The organism is Pseudonocardia endophytica (assembly GCF_004339565.1).
Lineage (GTDB): Bacteria > Actinomycetota > Actinomycetes > Mycobacteriales > Pseudonocardiaceae > Pseudonocardia > Pseudonocardia endophytica.
This window is the reverse complement of sequence record NZ_SMFZ01000002.1, coordinates 425,568-441,733: the sequence shown is the minus strand read 5'-3', so window position 1 is coordinate 441,733 and position 16,166 is coordinate 425,568. Positions and strand designations below refer to the sequence as shown.

Sequence of the window (16,166 nt, the reverse complement as noted above, 5' to 3'; positions counted from 1 at the left end):
GTGCACGGACAGCGCACGTCACGGCGAGTTAACCTCGGCCAGAGCAGGCTCACTACCACAGCCGATGGGAACCGGGGGCTGAGAGGCCGATGACGACCAGCGACACCTCTGTCGAGAGCCACGACGGGGAGGTGGTCCAGCGCGACCGGGTCGTGATCCGGTTCGCCGGTGACTCGGGCGACGGCATGCAGCTCACCGGCGACCGCTTCACGTCGGAGACCGCGAACTTCGGCAACGACCTGTCGACGCTGCCGAACTTCCCGGCCGAGATCCGGGCGCCCGCCGGCACGCTGCCCGGCGTCTCGTCGTTCCAGCTGCACTTCGCGAACTACGACATCCTGACGCCGGGCGACCGGCCGGACGTGCTCGTGGCGATGAACCCGGCCGCGCTCAAGGCGAACATCCGCGACCTGCCCCATGGCGGCGTGCTGATCGTCAACACCGACGAGTTCACGAAGCGGAACCTGACCAAGGTCGGGTACGACGCGAACCCGCTCGAGGACGGATCCCTGGAGGCCTACGACGTGCACGGGGTCGCCATGGCGACGCTGACCCGAGGCGCGCTCGAGGAGACCGGGCTGTCCAAGAAGGACGCGGAGCGCGCGAAGAACATGTTCGCGCTGGGGCTGCTGTCCTGGATGTACCACCGGCCGAGCGAGTCGACCGAGCGGTTCCTGCGCGAGAAGTTCGCGAAGCGACCGGACCTGGCCGAGGCGAACATCCTGGCGTTCCGCGCCGGGCACGCCTACGGCGAGACGACCGAGTCGTTCGCGGTCACCTACGAGGTGGCGCCCGCGCGGCTGGAGCCGGGTACCTACCGGCAGATCACCGGCAACACGGCGCTGTCCTACGGGCTCGTCGCGGCCGGGCAGACGACCGGGCTGTCGGTGTTCCTCGGCTCGTACCCGATCACGCCGGCGTCGGACATCCTGCACGAGCTGTCCAAGCACAAGGCGTTCGGCGTGACCACGTTCCAGGCCGAGGACGAGATCTCCGGCGTCGGCGCGGCGCTCGGTGCCTCGTTCGGCGGCGCACTCGGCGTCACGACGACGTCGGGTCCCGGCGTCGCGCTCAAGGCCGAGACGGTCGGCCTGGCGGTGGCGCTCGAGCTGCCGCTGCTCGTCGTCGACGTCCAGCGCGGGGGTCCGTCCACCGGGCTGCCGACGAAGACCGAGCAGGCCGACCTGCTGCAGGCGATGTTCGGGCGCAACGGCGAGGCGCCGCTGCCGATCATCGCGCCGTGCACGCCCGGCGACTGCTTCTCCGCCGCCGTCGAGGCCGCCGCGGTCGCCGTCCGGTACCGGACGCCGGTCATGCTGCTCTCCGACGGCGCGCTGGCCAACGGCTCCGAGCCGTGGAAGATCCCGGACGCGGAGTCGCTGCCGACCATCGACCCGGGCTTCGCCACCGAGCCGAACGCCCCGGACGGGTCCGGGGAGTTCTGGCCGTACCTGCGTGACCAGGACACGCTGGCCCGCCCGTGGGCGATCCCCGGCACGCCAGGACTGGAGCACCGCGTCGGCGGTCTGGAGAAGGCCGACGGCCGCGGATCGATCTCCTACGACCCGGACAACCACGACCGGATGGTCCGGCTGCGGCAGGCCAAGATCTCCGGCATCGAGGTCCCGGACCTCACGGTCGACGACCCGGACGGCCCCGACGACCCGGCCGACGTGCTGGTGATCGGCTGGGGCTCCACGTACGGCCCGATCAACGCCGCCGCGCGCCGGGTCCGCAACATGGGCCACTCGATCGCCACCGCGCACATCCGCAACCTGAACCCGATGCCGTCGAACCTGGGTGACGTGCTCGCGAGCTACCGCACGGTGCTCTGCCCGGAGATGAACCTCGGGCAGCTGGCGCTGCTGCTGCGCTCGCGGCACCTGGTCGACGTGAAGAGCTACACGAAGGTCGCCGGGCTGCCGTTCGGCGCCGAGGAGCTGCAGGACGTGTTCCTGGACTACCTGACCGGCACGCACCCGGACGCCCAGGCGTCCACCACGGAGCCCGAGGGGGCACAGGCATGACCGCCATCGACCTGGGTCTGCCCGGGGTCGGCGGACTCGACGGGGTCCCGACCACCGACGAGAAGCAGACCGCGAAGGACTACACCTCCGACCAGGAGGTTCGCTGGTGCCCCGGCTGCGGCGACTACGCCGTGCTGGCCGCCGTCCGGCAGTTCCTGCCGACGCTGGGGATCAAGCGCGAGAACACGGTCTTCGTCTCCGGCATCGGCTGCAGCTCGCGCTTCCCGTACTACCTGAACACCTACGGGATGCACTCGATCCACGGCCGTGCGCCGACGATCGCGACCGGGCTGGCCACCACGCGTCCTGACCTGTCGGTGTGGGTCGTCACCGGTGACGGCGACGCGCTGTCCATCGGCGGCAACCACCTGATCCACGCGCTGCGCCGCAACGTGAACCTGAAGATCCTGCTCTTCAACAACCGGATCTACGGGCTGACCAAGGGCCAGTACTCCCCGACGTCCGAGGAGGGCAAGGTCACCAAGTCCACGCCCTTCGGGTCGGTGGACCACCCGTTCAACCCGATCTCGCTGGCGCTCGGCGCAGAGGCCACGTTCGTCGGCCGGGCGCTGGACTCGGACCGTAAGAGCCTGACGTCGGTGCTACAGGCGGCGGCCGAGCACCGTGGCAGCGCGCTCGTCGAGATCTTCCAGGACTGCCCGATCTTCAACGACGGCAGCTTCGACGTCCTGCGCAAGGGCGAGAACGAGAACCGGCTGGTCCCGGTCACCCACGGCGAGCCGATCCGCTTCGGCCCCGAGGGTGACGACGGCCTCGGCACGTGGGCCGTCGTCCCACGCGGATTCGGCCTCGAGGTCGTCGAGGCGTCCACGGTGGACCCGTCGCGGATCGTCGTGCACGACGCGTCGGACCACGAGCTCGCGTTCGCGCTGTCGCGTCTGTCCGACCAGGACCTGAACCACACCGTGACCGGTGTGTTCCGCAACGTCGAGCGGACCACCTACGACGACGCCGCCCGCGCCCAGGTGACGGCGGCCTCCGAGGCGGCGGGCACGCCGGACCTGCAGAAGCTGCTCAACGGCCGGGACACCTGGACGATCGTCTGAGTTCCCGATCCACGACGACGGCCGGGACCCGATCGGGTCCCGGCCGCCGGTCGTTCCGGGTCAGCGACCGGTGGTCCAGATGACGAACCCGGCCGCCTCCGCCTCCGCGACCCCGATGAAGTACAGGTCGGCGCGGGTGCGCAGGTAGTACGGCGAGTCGGGCGTGTGGTACCGCCCGGTCGCCACCTGCACCTTCACCCGGTGCGTCATCGGCGCGCCGGAACCGTCGGCCGCGGGGTGCAGGGAGCCGGGGTGCGGCCCCTCCGCTCCGGTCGCTGCCGGCGCGGCCGCGGGCTCGGCCGGAGCGGCCGCACCGCCCGCGGCGGCGTCGCGGGCCGCGATCTTCTCGCCCGCCCCGCCCGGTGCCGGACCGAGCAACCGGCTGCCCGACGGCGTCGGCTCCGGCGGGCCGTCCGTTCCCGACGCCGGTGGGTCGGCGACCGCCACACCGGCGGACCCACCCCCCGCGGCATCGGCTGCGATCTTCTCGCCGGCCCCGCCGGGCGGCGGACCGAGCAGCCGGCTGCCCGTCGGCCCCGTGTCCGATGTGGACGAAGCATCGGTCGACGCCCCGTTCGTGCTCGTCGCGGCGACGGCAGCGGCCCCTCCGGCCACGGCAGCCCCGCCGGCCACCGCTGCGGCGGTCCCGGCCCCGGAACCGGCGGAGGTTCCTGCGTCCGTCTGCTCGGGCGGGGCGCTCACCGACGCCGAGCCGGCCGCGTCGGTCGGCGTCGCCCCGGAACCCGCGGCAGCGGCGTCGCTTGCCGCGATCGCCTCGCCCGCGCCACCCGGGGGCGGGCCGAGCAACCGGCTCCCCGCGGGTCCCTCCTCCGCCGCGGCCGAGCCCGACGACGCGTCCGGCGACGCCGACGCCGACGCCGTGGACGCGGGCGCCGCGGCGGATGCCCCGGCTGCCTCGCGCGCGGCGATCGCCTCGCCGGCACCACCGGGCGGTGGACCGAGCAACCGGCTGTCCGTCCCACCCGCACCCGACGAGGCGTCCGGTGCCGGCTCCGCCGTCGCCGCGGGTGCAGCGCCGGCGGATCCGGCCTCCGGCGCCGCGGTCGCCTCGCCCGCGCCACCCGGCGCCGGACCGAGCAGGCTGCTGTCCCCCGAACCCGGGGACGTGCCGCCGGCCGACGCCGCGTCGGCGTCGTCGGGCGCGGCTCCGTTCGAGCTCGATGCGGCTCCGACGGCGGCCGCTCCTCCGAGCACGGCGGCCCCGCCCGCCACGGCCGCAGCGGTCCCCGCCCCGGAGCCGTCGGCGGTGCCGGCATCCGCCCCGCCCGGGGAGGCGTCGGCCGGCGGCGGACCGGTCGGGGCGTCGGCGGCCGCCGGGGCGTCGGGCGGGGTCTCGGCAGGAGCGTTCGGTGCAGCGTTCCCCGCACCGCCCGCCGGCGGCCGAGATCGGTTCAGGCGAATGATCAAGACGATCAGAGCGAGCACCGCGACGATGGCGACCAGCCACAACAAGGCAGACATCGGACAGGCCCTCCGATTTCCCCCGCGGCCCGGACGGGCCGGACTGTGTGGTTGATATCACGAAAGCGCGGCGACCCGCACGATCGAGTCAATTCTGAGACAGCCCATCGGTCGTGGGCCGTTCGGAGGTACGTCGACTGCCCGGACGGTCTCAGCCGCTGCCGCCGCCGGGTCGCGAGTTCCACGCGACGAACCCGGCCGCTTCCGCCTCCCGAGCGCCGACGAAGTACAGGTCGGCACGCGTGCGGACGTAGTACGGCGACTCCGTGGTGTGGTACCGACCGGACCCGGTGTGCACCTTGACCGGATGTGTCGACGGAGGCTCCGCCCCGTCGGCGGGTGCCCGCACGCCGCCCGGGTACGGATCCCCGGCGTCGGCGGCCCGTTGCCCCGGGCTCACCCCCGCCGGGCCGATGAGCCCGGTGTCCAGCGACGCCATCGCCGGCCCGCTGGCCGGTTCCGACCGGGCCATGTCCTCGGCCGACACGGTCCACAGCGGGGAGCCGTCCGCGACCTTCATGCTCGGGACGGGACTCGTCGGAGGTGCTCCGCGAGGTGGCGTGGACGTCGCCTCCGGAGCGGGGTCTGCCGAGACGGGGCCGGGTGCGACCTGCTCCGGGCCGGGTGGGGCCGTGGTCGGCGGCTCGGCAGCCGGCGGCGGCCCGGCGGTCGGCGGCGGCCCGGCGGTGGGCGGCGGCCCGGCGGTGGGCGGCGGCCCGGCAGCCGGCGGCTCGGCAGCCGGCGGCTCGGCAGCCGGCGGCTCGGCAGCCGGCGGCTCGGCAGTCGGCGGCTCGGCGGTCGGCGCCGGCCCAGCGGTCGGCGCCGGGCCGTCGGTCGGCCGCGGCTCGGCAGTCGGCGGCTCGATAGTCGGCGCCGCCCCAGCAGTCGGCGCCGCCCCAGCAGTCGGGGCCGGGGCAGGAGAGCCGGCACCGAATCCGAGGTCCGCGTCGCCGTGCGGATCGGGGGCGGTCCCGGCGGCCGCACCGTCGGGCGCGGACGGCTCCGACGGTCCGTCGACGGCGAGCGGGTCCGAGGCGGGCTCCGCGACGGGCGGCTCCGCGACGGGCGGCTCCGAGCCGTGCGTGAGCAGGTCGGCCTCGTCGCCGCCGGTCGGTGTCGGGTCCTCCGAGTCCTCCGAATCCTCCGGGAGCGGATCACCGGGCCGGTACCGGCGCGGCCGGGCGATGGCCTGCTCCTCCCCCGCTGACGGCACCGGAGCACCGGTCGTCGACGACTCCGGGACGGCATCGACGGCCGTGTCGCCGTCGGACCCCACCGTGGAACGGCGGGACCGCGAGCGGACCACCAGTGCCACGACCGCGATCACGACGATCACTGCAACGGCGATGAGCAGCCACGACAAGCTCGACATCGGGTCGGTCCCCTCGTTCTGCCCGGCTACCCGGACCCCGGTGGTTGATATCACGGATCGCGTGCGACGCACAGGTGCTCTGATGAGCGGGTGAGGGTCGACGACGATTCCCTCGACCGCCGTGGCGTCGCGCTCGGGGTCGGTGCGTACGCGGTGTGGGGGCTGTTCCCGGCGTTCTGGGCCCTCCTGTCGCCCGCGTCTCCGCCGGAAGTGCTCGCCCACCGCATCCTGTGGACGGCCGTGCTCATGTCGGTCGTCCTGACCGTGCTGAGGGGCTGGCGGGACCTGCGCACGCTCGGGCTCCGCGGCTGGCTGAACGTCGCGGCGGCGGCCGTGTTCATCGCCGTCAACTGGGGCGTGTTCATCTACTCCGTGTCGATCGGGCACGTCGTGGAGGCCGCGCTCGGCTACTACATGACGCCGCTGGTCAGCGTGCTGCTGGCGGTGCTCGTGCTGCGCGAGAAGGTCGGCCCGGCGCCCTGGGTCGCGCTGGCGCTGGCCACGGCGGCGATCGTGGTGATCGCGGTCGGGGCGGGCGCGGCACCCTGGCTGAGCCTGGTGCTGGCCGTGACGTTCGGGATCTACGGGTTGATCAAGAAGACGATCCCGCTCCCGGCGACGGCGAGCCTCACCGGAGAGGGCATCGTGCTGGCGCCGATCGCGGCCGCGGTCGTGCTGGCCTACCAGCTGAGCGGCTCCGGAACGTTCGTCGGCCTCGGACCGTGGCACACGCTGCTGATGCTGGCCGCCGCCCCGGTCACGGCCCTGCCGCTGCTGCTCTACGGCGCGGCGGCGCGGCGGATCCCGCTCGCCACGCTCGGCGTCCTGATGTATCTGAACCCGACGCTGCAGTTCCTGTGGGGCGTGCTCGTCGTCGGCGAGCAGATGCCGACGAGCCGCTGGATCGGGTTCGTGCTGGTCTGGCTCGCGCTGACCGTGTTCACCGTCGACATCGTGCGACGGGCACGGCGGCGCGCACCGGTTCAGCCGGTGCGGTCCACGGTGTAGTCGACGAGCGTGCGCAGGGCGTCCACGGCCGGGCACGGCGGCAGTGCGTCCAGCTCGTGCCGGGCACGCTCGGCGTATCCCGCCACGGTCTCCCGCGCCCGCGTCAGCCCCTCACCGGACCGCAGGAGGGTCAGCGCCTCCTCCACCTCGCCGTCGTCGTCGAGGGGGCGGGACAGCAGGTCCCGCAGCCGCATGTCGTCGGGACCCGCGTCGCGCAGCGCGTAGAGCATCGGCAGCGTGTGCACGCCCTCGCGCAGGTCGGTGCCGGGTGTCTTGCCGGAGTCGTCGGACGGCGAGGCGATGTCGATGATGTCGTCGGAGATCTGGAACGCGCTGCCGATGACGTCGCCGAAGCGGTGCAGCGCCTCGACGTGCTCGGGTGCCGCACCGGAGAACATCCCGCCGTAGCGTCCGGACGTCGCGATCAGGCAGCCGGTCTTCTCGTCGATCACCTGCAGGTAGTGCTCGACCGGGTCGACCGACTCCTTCGGTCCCCTCGTCTCGCGCATCTGCCCGGTGACGAGCTCGGCGAACGTCTCCGCGACGATCCGCACGGCGTCCGGCCCCAGCTCGGCGACCAGCCGCGACGCGTGCGCGAACAGGAAGTCGCCGGTCAGGATCGCGACCGAGTTGTCCCACCGAGAGTTCGCGCTCTGCGCGCCCCGGCGCATCGTGGCCGCGTCCATCACGTCGTCGTGGTAGAGCGTCGCGAGGTGGATGAGCTCGACGACGGCCGCCGAGGTGATCACGTCGTCGCGTTCCGGGTGCGGGCCCACGTGCGCCGCGATCAGCGTGAACAGCGGCCGGAACCGCTTGCCGCCCGCGTCGATCAGGTGCAGGGCGGTCTCGGTGACGAACTGGTACTCGCCCTGCACCTCCCGGTGCAACAGGTCCTCGACGCGCTTCAGACCGTCCTCGACGGCCTCGGCCAGCGCCGGGTCGGCCAGCTGCATCCCGGCGACGCTCTGTGTCTCCACCCCCACAGGGTACGAACGTCAGCCGCCGAACGCCCCGCCGGAAGCCCACTGCAGCGCAGGTGTGGGCAGGATCCCGAGCAGGAGCGTCACGAGGACACCGAGCGTGATCGCCATCGTCGTGAAGGCACCCGGCACGACGACCGTCGGGCCGTCGGCCGCCGGCTCGCTGAAGTACATCATCACGATCACGCGCAGGTAGAAGAACGCGGCGACGGCGCTGGCCACCAACGCGATCACCACCAGCGGAGCCATCCCGTCCGCCAGCGCGGCCGAGAAGACCGCGAACTTCGCGGTGAAACCGCTGGTGAGCGGGATGCCGGCGAGCGCGAGGAGCAGGAACGTCATCACGCCCGCGACGAGTGGTGAGCGCTTCGCCAGCCCGGCCCACTGGGACAGGTGGCTCGCCTCGCCGTCGGCGTTGCGCACCAGGGAGATCACGCCGAACACGGCGAGCGTGGTGAACCCGTAGGCCAGCAGGTAGAACATCGTGCCAGCGGTGCCCTGCTGGGTGATCGCCATCGTGCCGAGCAGCAGGAAGCCGGCGTGCGCGATCGACGAGTACGCGATCATGCGCTTCACGTCGGTCTGGGTCAGACCGAGCACGGCGCCGACGGCCATCGAGATGATCGCGACGGCCCACAGCACGCCGCGCCACTCCCACCGGGTGGCGCCGAACGCGACGTACAGCACGCGGGCGATCGCGCCGAACGCGGCGACCTTCGTGCACGCCGCCATGAACGCCGTCACCGGCGTCGGGGCGCCCTGGTAGACGTCCGGCGTCCACGTGTGGAACGGGGCGACGGACCCCTTGAACAGCAGGCCGATCAGCAGCAGCGCGAGCCCCGCGAACAGCAGCGTGTCGGACACGGCGGAGCCGGCGGACGCGTTCGCGATCGCGGACAGCCGCACCGAGCCCGCGTAGCCGTACAGCAGCGCCACGCCGTAGAGGAAGAACGCCGAGCCGAACGCGCCCAGCAGGAAGTACTTGACGGCCGCCTCCTGGGAGAGCAGCCGGCGACGGCGGGCGAGCCCGCACATCAGGTACAGCGGCAGCGACAGCACCTCGAGTGCGATGAACATCGTCAGCAGGTCGTTCGCCGCGACGAACGCCATCATGCCGCCGAGCGCGAACAGCGCGAACGGGAAGACCTCGGTCTGCATCGTCGGCGCGTCGCCGGGCGGCCCGTACGACCGGTCGACGTGCTCCGACGAGCCGCCGCCACCGGAGCCGCCGGAACGGGCGAGCGCGCGCTCCGCCGCCGACGGGATGAACGCCCCACCCGGCTCCACCGAGCGGTCCGCGATCATCAGCAGGCTCGGGATCGCGAGCAGCAGCAGCGTGCCCCACAGGAACAGCGTCGGCGGGTCGACCGACAGCGTCTCGCCGAGCGTGATCACCGGTGTGGGCGAGCCGAGCGCGTAGGCGCCGAGCGACACCAGCGCGACGACGAGCACCAGCGCGGTCCAGACGACCTGCACCGGCCACCGCTGGTGGCGGGGCAGGAACGCCTCGATCAGCACCGCGATGCAGGCACCGCCGAGGATCACCAGCAGCGGTGCGACGGCGACGCCGTCGACCGCGGGCGGCGGGATCTGCTCCTGCGCGAGAACAACATCCGTGACGATCATCGGGCGGTCCCTCCCACGGACACCGGGTCGGGCAGCCCGACCTCCTGCATCGTCGCCGCCACCGACGGGTTGATCACGTCGAGCACCGGGCCCGGGACGAACCCGAGCACCAGGATCAGGACGATCAGCGGGGTGAGCACACCGATCTCACGCCGGGACAGGTCCGGGAAGCCGGAGCCACCGGTCGTTGTCGCGGCCACACCCGGGTCGACCATCGCGCCCGGACCGCCCGCGCCGCCGCGCTCCAGCGCGCCCAGCACGGCGTCGCCGCGCAGCGGGCCCTGCATCGTGCGCTGGTAGAACCAGAGCACGTACAGCGCGGCGAAGATGATCCCGACCGTCGCGATGATCGTGAACACCGGCGCGTTCGGGAACGACCCGACCAGCACCAGGAACTCGCTGACGAACGAGTTCGTGCCGGGCAGCGCCAGCGACGAGAGCCCCGCGACGAGCAGGCAGCCCGCCATCAGCGGGGCGACCTTCGCGACGCCACCGTAGTCGGCGATCCGCCGGGAGCCGCCGCGGGCGATCAGCATGCCCACCATCACGAACAGCATCCCGGTCGAGAGACCGTGGTTGACCATGTAGAGCGTCGCGCCGGCGAACGCCTGGCTGGAGAACGAGAAGATCCCCAGCGCGATGAAGCCGAAGTGCGCCACCGACGTGTAGGCGACGAGCCGGCTCATGTCCGACTGCCCGACGGCCAGCAGCGCGGCATAGATGATGCCGATCACCGCGAGCGTCAGCACCAGCGGCGCGAGGACCTTGCTGGCCTCCGGGAACAGCGGCAGGCAGTACCGCAGGAAGCCGTAGGTACCGACCTTGTCCAGCACGCCGACCAGCAGCACGGCTCCGACGATCGGGGCCTCGGCGCCGGCGTCCGGCAACCAGGTGTGGAACGGGAACAGCGGCGCCTTGATCGCGAACGCCACGAAGAACCCGAGGAACAGCCAGATCTGGGTCGACGTCGACGTGCTCGCCGCGATCTGCTGCAGCTCGGCCCAGGTGAACGTGCCACGGCCGATCGCATCGAGGCTGTTCACGTACAGCCCGATCAGCGACGCCAGCATGATCAGGCCGCCGAGCAGCGAGTAGAGGAAGAACTTCACCGCCGCGTACTGCCGCCGGGCCCCGCCGAAGCGTCCGATCAGGAAGTACATCGGGATGAGCATCGCCTCGAAGAAGACGTAGAACAGGAACACGTCGGTCGCGGCGAACACCCCGACGAGCGTGGCCTGCGCACTCAGCAGCAGCGCCAGGTAGCCGCCGACGGTGCGCCCCTCCGGCAGCTTCTCGGACCACGCGTAGAGCATCAGGACCGGCACCAGCACCGCGGTGAGCACGATCATCACCAGGGCGATGCCGTCCACACCGAACGCGATGTGCGTGCCGAACGTGGGGATCCACGGCACGGAGAACTCGAGCTGGAACCGGGTGCCCGCTTCCGCGGCCGCCGTCGAGTAGCTCGCCCACGCGACGATCGCGCCGACGAGCTGGAGCAGGGCGAAGCCCATCGCCGTCGCCTTGGCGGCGCCGGGGTTGGAGCGCAGCCCCACCAGCACGAGCGCGCCCACGACGGGCACCAGGAACAGGATCAGCAGGAGCGGGTTGCCCCCGGAGTCCGGAACGATTCCGGTGTTCACGCGAACCTCACCGCCAGCATGGCCGCGACGATGAGGACCCCACCGCCGAGCATGGACAGGGCATAGGACCGGACGAACCCGGTCTGCAGTCGTCTCAGACGCCCGGAGCCGCCGCCGAATCCGGCGGCCAGACCGTTCACCGCGCCGTCCACGCCGCGGTTGTCGAAGAACACCAGGATCCGGGTCAGCCAGATCCCGGGACGCTCGATGAGCGCCTCGTTGATCGCGTTCGCGTACAGGTCACGGCGGGCCGCGCGGACCGGCAGCGACACCGGCTCCGGCCGCTCGACCGGCGTCTCGCGCCTGCCCACGACGAGGTAGGCGACGATCACGCCGAGCGCGGACAGTGCGATCACCAGCCACGGCACGACCGCGTGCGGCAGCGCGCCGCCCTCGGACTCCTGCAGCTCGCCGAGCGTCGGGGCCAGCCACTCCGGCAGCAGCGGCGACAGGATCGCGCCCGCGCCGATCGAACCGAGCGCCAGGATGATCATCGGGACGGTCATCGTCGCGGGCGACTCGTGCGGGTGGTACTCGTGCCCGTCCGGACCCTCGCGGCCCTCCCAGCGCGCCTTCCCGAAGAACGTCATGAGCACCAGGCGCGTCATGTAGAACGCGGTGAGCCCTGCGGCCAGCGCGGCCAGCCCGCCGAACACCCAGCCCCGCCAGCCGTCCTGGGCGAACGCGGCCTCGATGATCGCGTCCTTGGAGAAGTAGCCGGACAGGAACGGGAAGCCGATCAGGGCCAGGTAGCCGAGGCCGAACGTGACGAACGTGACCGGCATCTTCCGCCAGAGACCGCCGAAGTTGCGCATGTTCACGTCGTCGTTCATGGCGTGCATGACCGACCCGGCACCGAGGAACAGCCCGGCCTTGAAGAAGCCGTGCGTCAGCAGGTGGAAGATGCCGAGCGCGTAGCCGACCGGCCCGAGCCCGACGGCCAGGATCATGTAGCCGATCTGGCTGACCGTCGAGTACGCGAGCACCTTCTTGATGTCGTCGTACGCGCAGCCGATGATCGCGCCGATCATCAGCGTGATCACGCCGATGAGTGCGACGACGAGGCGTCCGGTCTCGGTCAGGTTGTAGATCGGGTTCGCGCGGGCGATCAGGTAGACGCCCGCCGTCACCATCGTCGCCGCGTGGATCAGCGCCGAGACCGGGGTCGGGCCCTCCATCGCGTCCGGGAGCCACGCCTGCAGCGGGAACTGGCCGGACTTACCGCAGGCGCCGAGCAGCAGCAGGATCGTGATCGCCAGGACGGTGCCGGACGGGACCTCGCCGATCCGCGCGAACACGTCGGTGTACTGGACGGTGCCCAGCTCCAGCCAGATCAGGAAGATCGCGATCGCGAGCCCGACGTCGCCGACGCGGTTCATCAGGAACGCCTTCTTCGCGGCGGTCGCCGCGGACGGGCGGTCCTGGTAGAAGCCGATCAGCAGGAACGACGCGAGACCGACGCCCTCCCAGCCCAGGTAGAGCATCACGAAGTTGTTGCCCAGGACCAGGATCAGCATCGCGGCGACGAACAGGTTCAGCTGCGCGAAGAACCGCCGCCGTCCCGCGTCGTGCGACATGTACCCGACCGAGTACAGGTGGATCAGCGAGCCGACGCCGGTGATCAGCAGCACGAACGTCAGCGACAGCGGGTCCAGCCGGAGTCCGAAGTCGACGTTCAGCGCGCCGGAGCCCATCCACTCGTAGAGCGAGAGCTCGCGGGTGCGCTGCTCCGGGTCGAGCCCGGTGGTCTCCAGGAAGATCAGCAGGCCGATGACGAACGCCGCGACGACCGTCGCGACGCCCAGCCAGTGGCCCCAGCGGTCGGCCCTGCGGCCGGCGACGAACAGCACGAGCGCGCCCGCCGCGGGGAGCGCGACGAGCAGCCAGGCCAGCGAGGCGGTCCCGGAAGCGGGGGCGACTTCCTGCGCCTGCGCGAGAGCGGCGGGGAGCGTTGTGTGCACGGGGGAGTCGCTCCTAGTACTTCAACAGGTTCGCGTCGTCCACGGAGGAGGACTGCCGCGTCCGGAAGATCGACGTGATGATGGCCAGCCCGACCACGACCTCTGCCGCGGCGACGACCATGACGAAGAACGCCATGACCTGGCCGTCGAGGTTGCCGTTGATCCGGGAGAACGTGACGAGCGACAGGTTGACCGCGTTCAGCATCAGCTCGATGCACATGAACACGACCACGGCGTTGCGCCGCACCAGCACGCCGACCGCGCCGATCGAGAACAGCAGCGCGGACAGGAGCAGGTAGTTGGTGGGACTCACCTCTTGGCCTCCGTCCCGTCCGGGGTGGTGACGTCGTTCGGTTCCCCGGCGGCGATCCCCTTGTCCGGGGTGGGACGACCGGTCAGGGAGTGCGCGTCCGGTGTGGCGGTGTCCGGGACGTCGACGGCGACCGACTCGATGATCTCGGAGAGCGAGTCCTCGGCGATCGACCCGTCCGGCAGCAGCGCCGGTACGGCGACCGAGTTGGCCGTCGCGTAGACGCCGGGGCCGGGCAGCGGGGACACCCGAGCGTGCTCGCCACGCAGGCGGGCGATGACCGTCTGGCGCTGGGTACGACGGGCGTGGGTCGAGGACTGCGCGTGCGCGAGCACCATCGCGCCGAGCGCGGCCGTGATCAGCAGTGCGGACGTCAGCTCGAACGGCAGCAGGTAGGTGGTGAAGACCAGCCGCCCGATGCCGCCCAGGTTGTTCGTGCCGACGCCGGGACCGGCGATCGGCTGCACCGACTGCAACCCCCTGGCCAGCGCCGCGACCAGCAGGCCGGCCATCCCGACGCCCAGCACGAGCGCCGCGACCCGCTGCCCGCGCAACGTCTCGACGACCGAGTCCCGGCTGTCCCGCCCGACCAGCATGAGGACGAACAGGAACAGCATCATCACGGCACCGGTGTAGACGATGATCTGCGTGAAGCCGAGGAACGGTGCCGAGTTCAGCACGTACATCACGGCCAGCGAGAACATCGTCAGCACCAGCATCAGCGCCGCGTGCACGGCGTGCCGCGCGAAGATCATGCCGAGGGCGGCGGCCACCGCGATCGGAGCGAAGATCCAGAAGAAGATGCCCTCGCCGACCGTCGTCGTGTTGTCCACCGCCTGAGCGAGGATCATCGGACCTGCTCCCCGGTCTGGTCGGCCACCGACGACGACCGCGCGAGCGTCGGACCCTGGACGTAGTAGTCCTGCTCGTCCTCACCGAGGCGCATCGGGTGCGGCGGCTGCTCCATGCCCGGCAGCAGCGGCGCCATCAGCTGCTCCTTCGTGTAGATCAGGTCCTGCCGGTTGTCGTCGGCCAGCTCGTAGAAGTTCGTCATCGTGAGCGACCGGGTCGGGCAGGCCTCGATGCACAGGCCGCAGCCGATGCAGCGCAGGTAGTTGATCTGGTAGATCGCGCCGTAGCGCTCACCGGGCGAGTAGCGCTCCTCCGGCGTGTTGTCCCCGCCCTCGACGTAGATCGCGTCGGCCGGGCAGGCCCAGGCGCACAGCTCGCACCCGACGCACTTCTCCAGCCCGTCCGGGTGCCGGTTCAGCTGGTGGCGGCCGTGGTAGCGCGGGGCGGCCGGGGGAAAGTCCTCCGGGTACTCCTCGGTGACGACCTTCTTGAACATCGTCGAGAAGGTGACGCCGAACCCCTTGAAGAAATCGAACATCGAATCACTCCCCAGCCTTGTCGGCGCCGGAGTCGGCAAGCGCGCCCGCCGGCTCCTTCGTGCCCGCACCGACAGCACGTTTCCGCCGTGGCGGGCCGTTCGGGACGGTCAGGTCCATGGGTGGCAGCGGGTAGTCCGACGCCGGCTCGATCGGGGCGTCGGTGGTCGTGCGCTCTGGCAGCAGGAACGCCACGCCGAGCACGATCACGAGCAGGAAGCCGATCAGCAGCAGGAGCAGCGCCGTGTTGTTCCCGCCGGTGTTCACGTACGTGCGGATGCCGAACACGGCGACGATCCAGACCAGCGACAGCGGGACCAGGACCTTCCAACCCAGGCGCATGAACTGGTCGTAGCGCATCCGCGGCAGCGTCCCGCGCAGCCAGATGAACACGAACAGGAAGATCAGCGTCTTGATCAGGAAGGCCACGAACATCAGCCAGCCGTTCTCGTTGAACGACGAGAGCGGCCACGGCCAGCGGCCGCCGCCGAGGAACAGCGTCGTGGCCATAGCGGAGACGGTCACCATGTTCACATACTCCGCCAGGAAGAACAGCGCGAACTTCAGCGACGTGTACTCCGTGTGGAACCCGCCGACGAGCTCGGACTCCGCTTCCGGCAGGTCGAACGGCGCGCGGTTCGTCTCGCCGACCATCGCGATCACGAACACGACGAAGCTGGGCAGCAGCAGCCAGACGTACCAGCCGGACCCCTGCGCGTCGACGATGTCCGCCGTGGACATCGAGCCCGAGTAGAGCACGACGCCGACGATCGACAGCCCGAGCGCGATCTCGTAGGAGATCACCTGGGCGGCGCTGCGCAGAGCGGCGAGCAGCGGGTACGGCGAGCCGGACGACCAGCCACCGAGCACGATCCCGTAGACGCCGATCGAGCTGCACGCCAGCACGACCAGCAGGCCGACCGGCAGGTCGACCAGCTGCAGCACGGTCCGCTCGCCGAAGATCGAGACCTCGCCACCGAACGGGATCACGGAGAACGCGACGAACGCCGGGATCGTCGAGATCACCGGCGCGATGAAGTAGACCTTCTTGTCCGCGAGGACCGGGATGATCTCTTCCTTGAACGCGAGCTTCAGCCCGTCGGCGAGGCTCTGCAGCCAGCCGCCCGGACCGGTGCGATTCGGGCCGGGCCGGTGCTGCATCCGGCCGACGACCTTGCGCTCCCAGTTGATCATGAACAGGGTCAGCACGACGCCGATCGCGAACAGCGCGACGACCTTGAGCAGGACCAGCCAGATCGGGTCGTCGGCCAGCAGCTGCTGGGTGCGGGTCAGCCCCTCGGT

At 71.4% G+C, this 16,166-nt stretch carries 13 protein-coding genes; 3 read left to right on the top strand and 10 right to left on the bottom strand.

Going from position 1 to position 16,166, the window contains the following annotated elements; all coding sequences use genetic code 11:
* Window positions 1-89 precede the first annotated feature (89 nt).
* Both EV378_RS20890 and EV378_RS20885 read left to right on the top strand, forming a co-directional pair.
* The gene (locus EV378_RS20890) at window positions 90-2,027 is read left to right on the top strand and encodes a 2-oxoacid:acceptor oxidoreductase subunit alpha (protein WP_132428865.1); all 1,938 of its coding nucleotides are present in this window, start codon (window positions 90-92) and stop codon (window positions 2,025-2,027) included.
* Window positions 2,024-3,094: a 2-oxoacid:ferredoxin oxidoreductase subunit beta gene (locus EV378_RS20885; RefSeq protein ID WP_132428863.1), complete on the top strand. Its 1,071-nt coding sequence runs from the start codon at window positions 2,024-2,026 to the stop codon at window positions 3,092-3,094. The genes EV378_RS20890 and EV378_RS20885 overlap by 4 nt, the downstream gene beginning before the upstream one ends.
* 60 nt (window positions 3,095-3,154) lie before the next feature.
* On the opposite strand, the gene EV378_RS20880 is transcribed toward EV378_RS20885, so the two are convergent.
* Complete coding sequence (locus tag EV378_RS20880) at window positions 3,155-4,576, bottom strand: sunset domain-containing protein (RefSeq protein WP_132428861.1); 1,422 nt, start codon at window positions 4,574-4,576, stop codon at window positions 3,155-3,157.
* Window positions 4,577-4,727: 151 nt separating this feature from the next.
* Entirely contained in the window at window positions 4,728-5,096 is a 369-nt protein-coding gene (locus EV378_RS20875; protein ID WP_132428859.1) for a sunset domain-containing protein, read from the bottom strand.
* 942 nt (window positions 5,097-6,038) lie between these two features.
* Here EV378_RS20875 and rarD point away from each other — a divergent pair.
* Window positions 6,039-6,956, top strand: a complete 918-nt coding sequence (gene rarD, locus EV378_RS20870; RefSeq protein WP_132428857.1) for an EamA family transporter RarD — start codon at window positions 6,039-6,041, stop codon at window positions 6,954-6,956.
* On the opposite strand, the gene EV378_RS20865 is transcribed toward rarD, so the two are convergent.
* The 8 genes from EV378_RS20865 to nuoH all read right to left on the bottom strand — a co-directional run bounded on the left by EV378_RS20865 (window position 6,932) and on the right by nuoH (window position 16,157).
* Window positions 6,932-7,909: a polyprenyl synthetase family protein gene (locus EV378_RS20865; protein ID WP_132432473.1), complete on the bottom strand. Its 978-nt coding sequence runs from the start codon at window positions 7,907-7,909 to the stop codon at window positions 6,932-6,934. The two genes, rarD and EV378_RS20865, sit on opposite strands and share 25 nt — an antisense overlap.
* Window positions 7,910-7,951: 42 nt before the next feature.
* Entirely contained in the window at window positions 7,952-9,562 is a 1,611-nt protein-coding gene (nuoN, locus tag EV378_RS20860; RefSeq protein ID WP_132428855.1) for an NADH-quinone oxidoreductase subunit NuoN, read from the bottom strand.
* Window positions 9,559-11,205 (bottom strand): NADH-quinone oxidoreductase subunit M, encoded by a 1,647-nt coding sequence (locus tag EV378_RS20855; RefSeq protein WP_243653680.1) that lies wholly within the window; start codon window positions 11,203-11,205, stop codon window positions 9,559-9,561. Before EV378_RS20855 ends, nuoN begins: the two co-directional genes overlap by 4 nt.
* Window positions 11,202-13,097: an NADH-quinone oxidoreductase subunit L gene (gene nuoL, locus EV378_RS20850; protein WP_243653938.1), complete on the bottom strand. Its 1,896-nt coding sequence runs from the start codon at window positions 13,095-13,097 to the stop codon at window positions 11,202-11,204. Before nuoL ends, EV378_RS20855 begins: the two co-directional genes overlap by 4 nt.
* Window positions 13,098-13,179: 82 nt before the next feature.
* Complete coding sequence (gene nuoK / locus EV378_RS20845; protein ID WP_132428851.1) at window positions 13,180-13,479, bottom strand: NADH-quinone oxidoreductase subunit NuoK; 300 nt, start codon at window positions 13,477-13,479, stop codon at window positions 13,180-13,182.
* On the bottom strand, window positions 13,476-14,327 hold the full coding sequence (locus EV378_RS20840) for an NADH-quinone oxidoreductase subunit J (RefSeq protein ID WP_132428849.1): 852 nt from the start codon (window positions 14,325-14,327) through the stop codon (window positions 13,476-13,478). Before EV378_RS20840 ends, nuoK begins: the two co-directional genes overlap by 4 nt.
* Window positions 14,324-14,866, bottom strand: coding sequence for an NADH-quinone oxidoreductase subunit NuoI (gene nuoI / locus EV378_RS20835; protein WP_132428847.1), 543 nt, complete (start codon window positions 14,864-14,866; stop codon window positions 14,324-14,326). The genes EV378_RS20840 and nuoI overlap by 4 nt, the downstream gene beginning before the upstream one ends.
* 4 nt (window positions 14,867-14,870) lie before the next feature.
* On the bottom strand, window positions 14,871-16,157 hold the full coding sequence (gene nuoH / locus EV378_RS20830; protein ID WP_132432469.1) for an NADH-quinone oxidoreductase subunit NuoH: 1,287 nt from the start codon (window positions 16,155-16,157) through the stop codon (window positions 14,871-14,873).
* Window positions 16,158-16,166 lie beyond the last annotated feature (9 nt).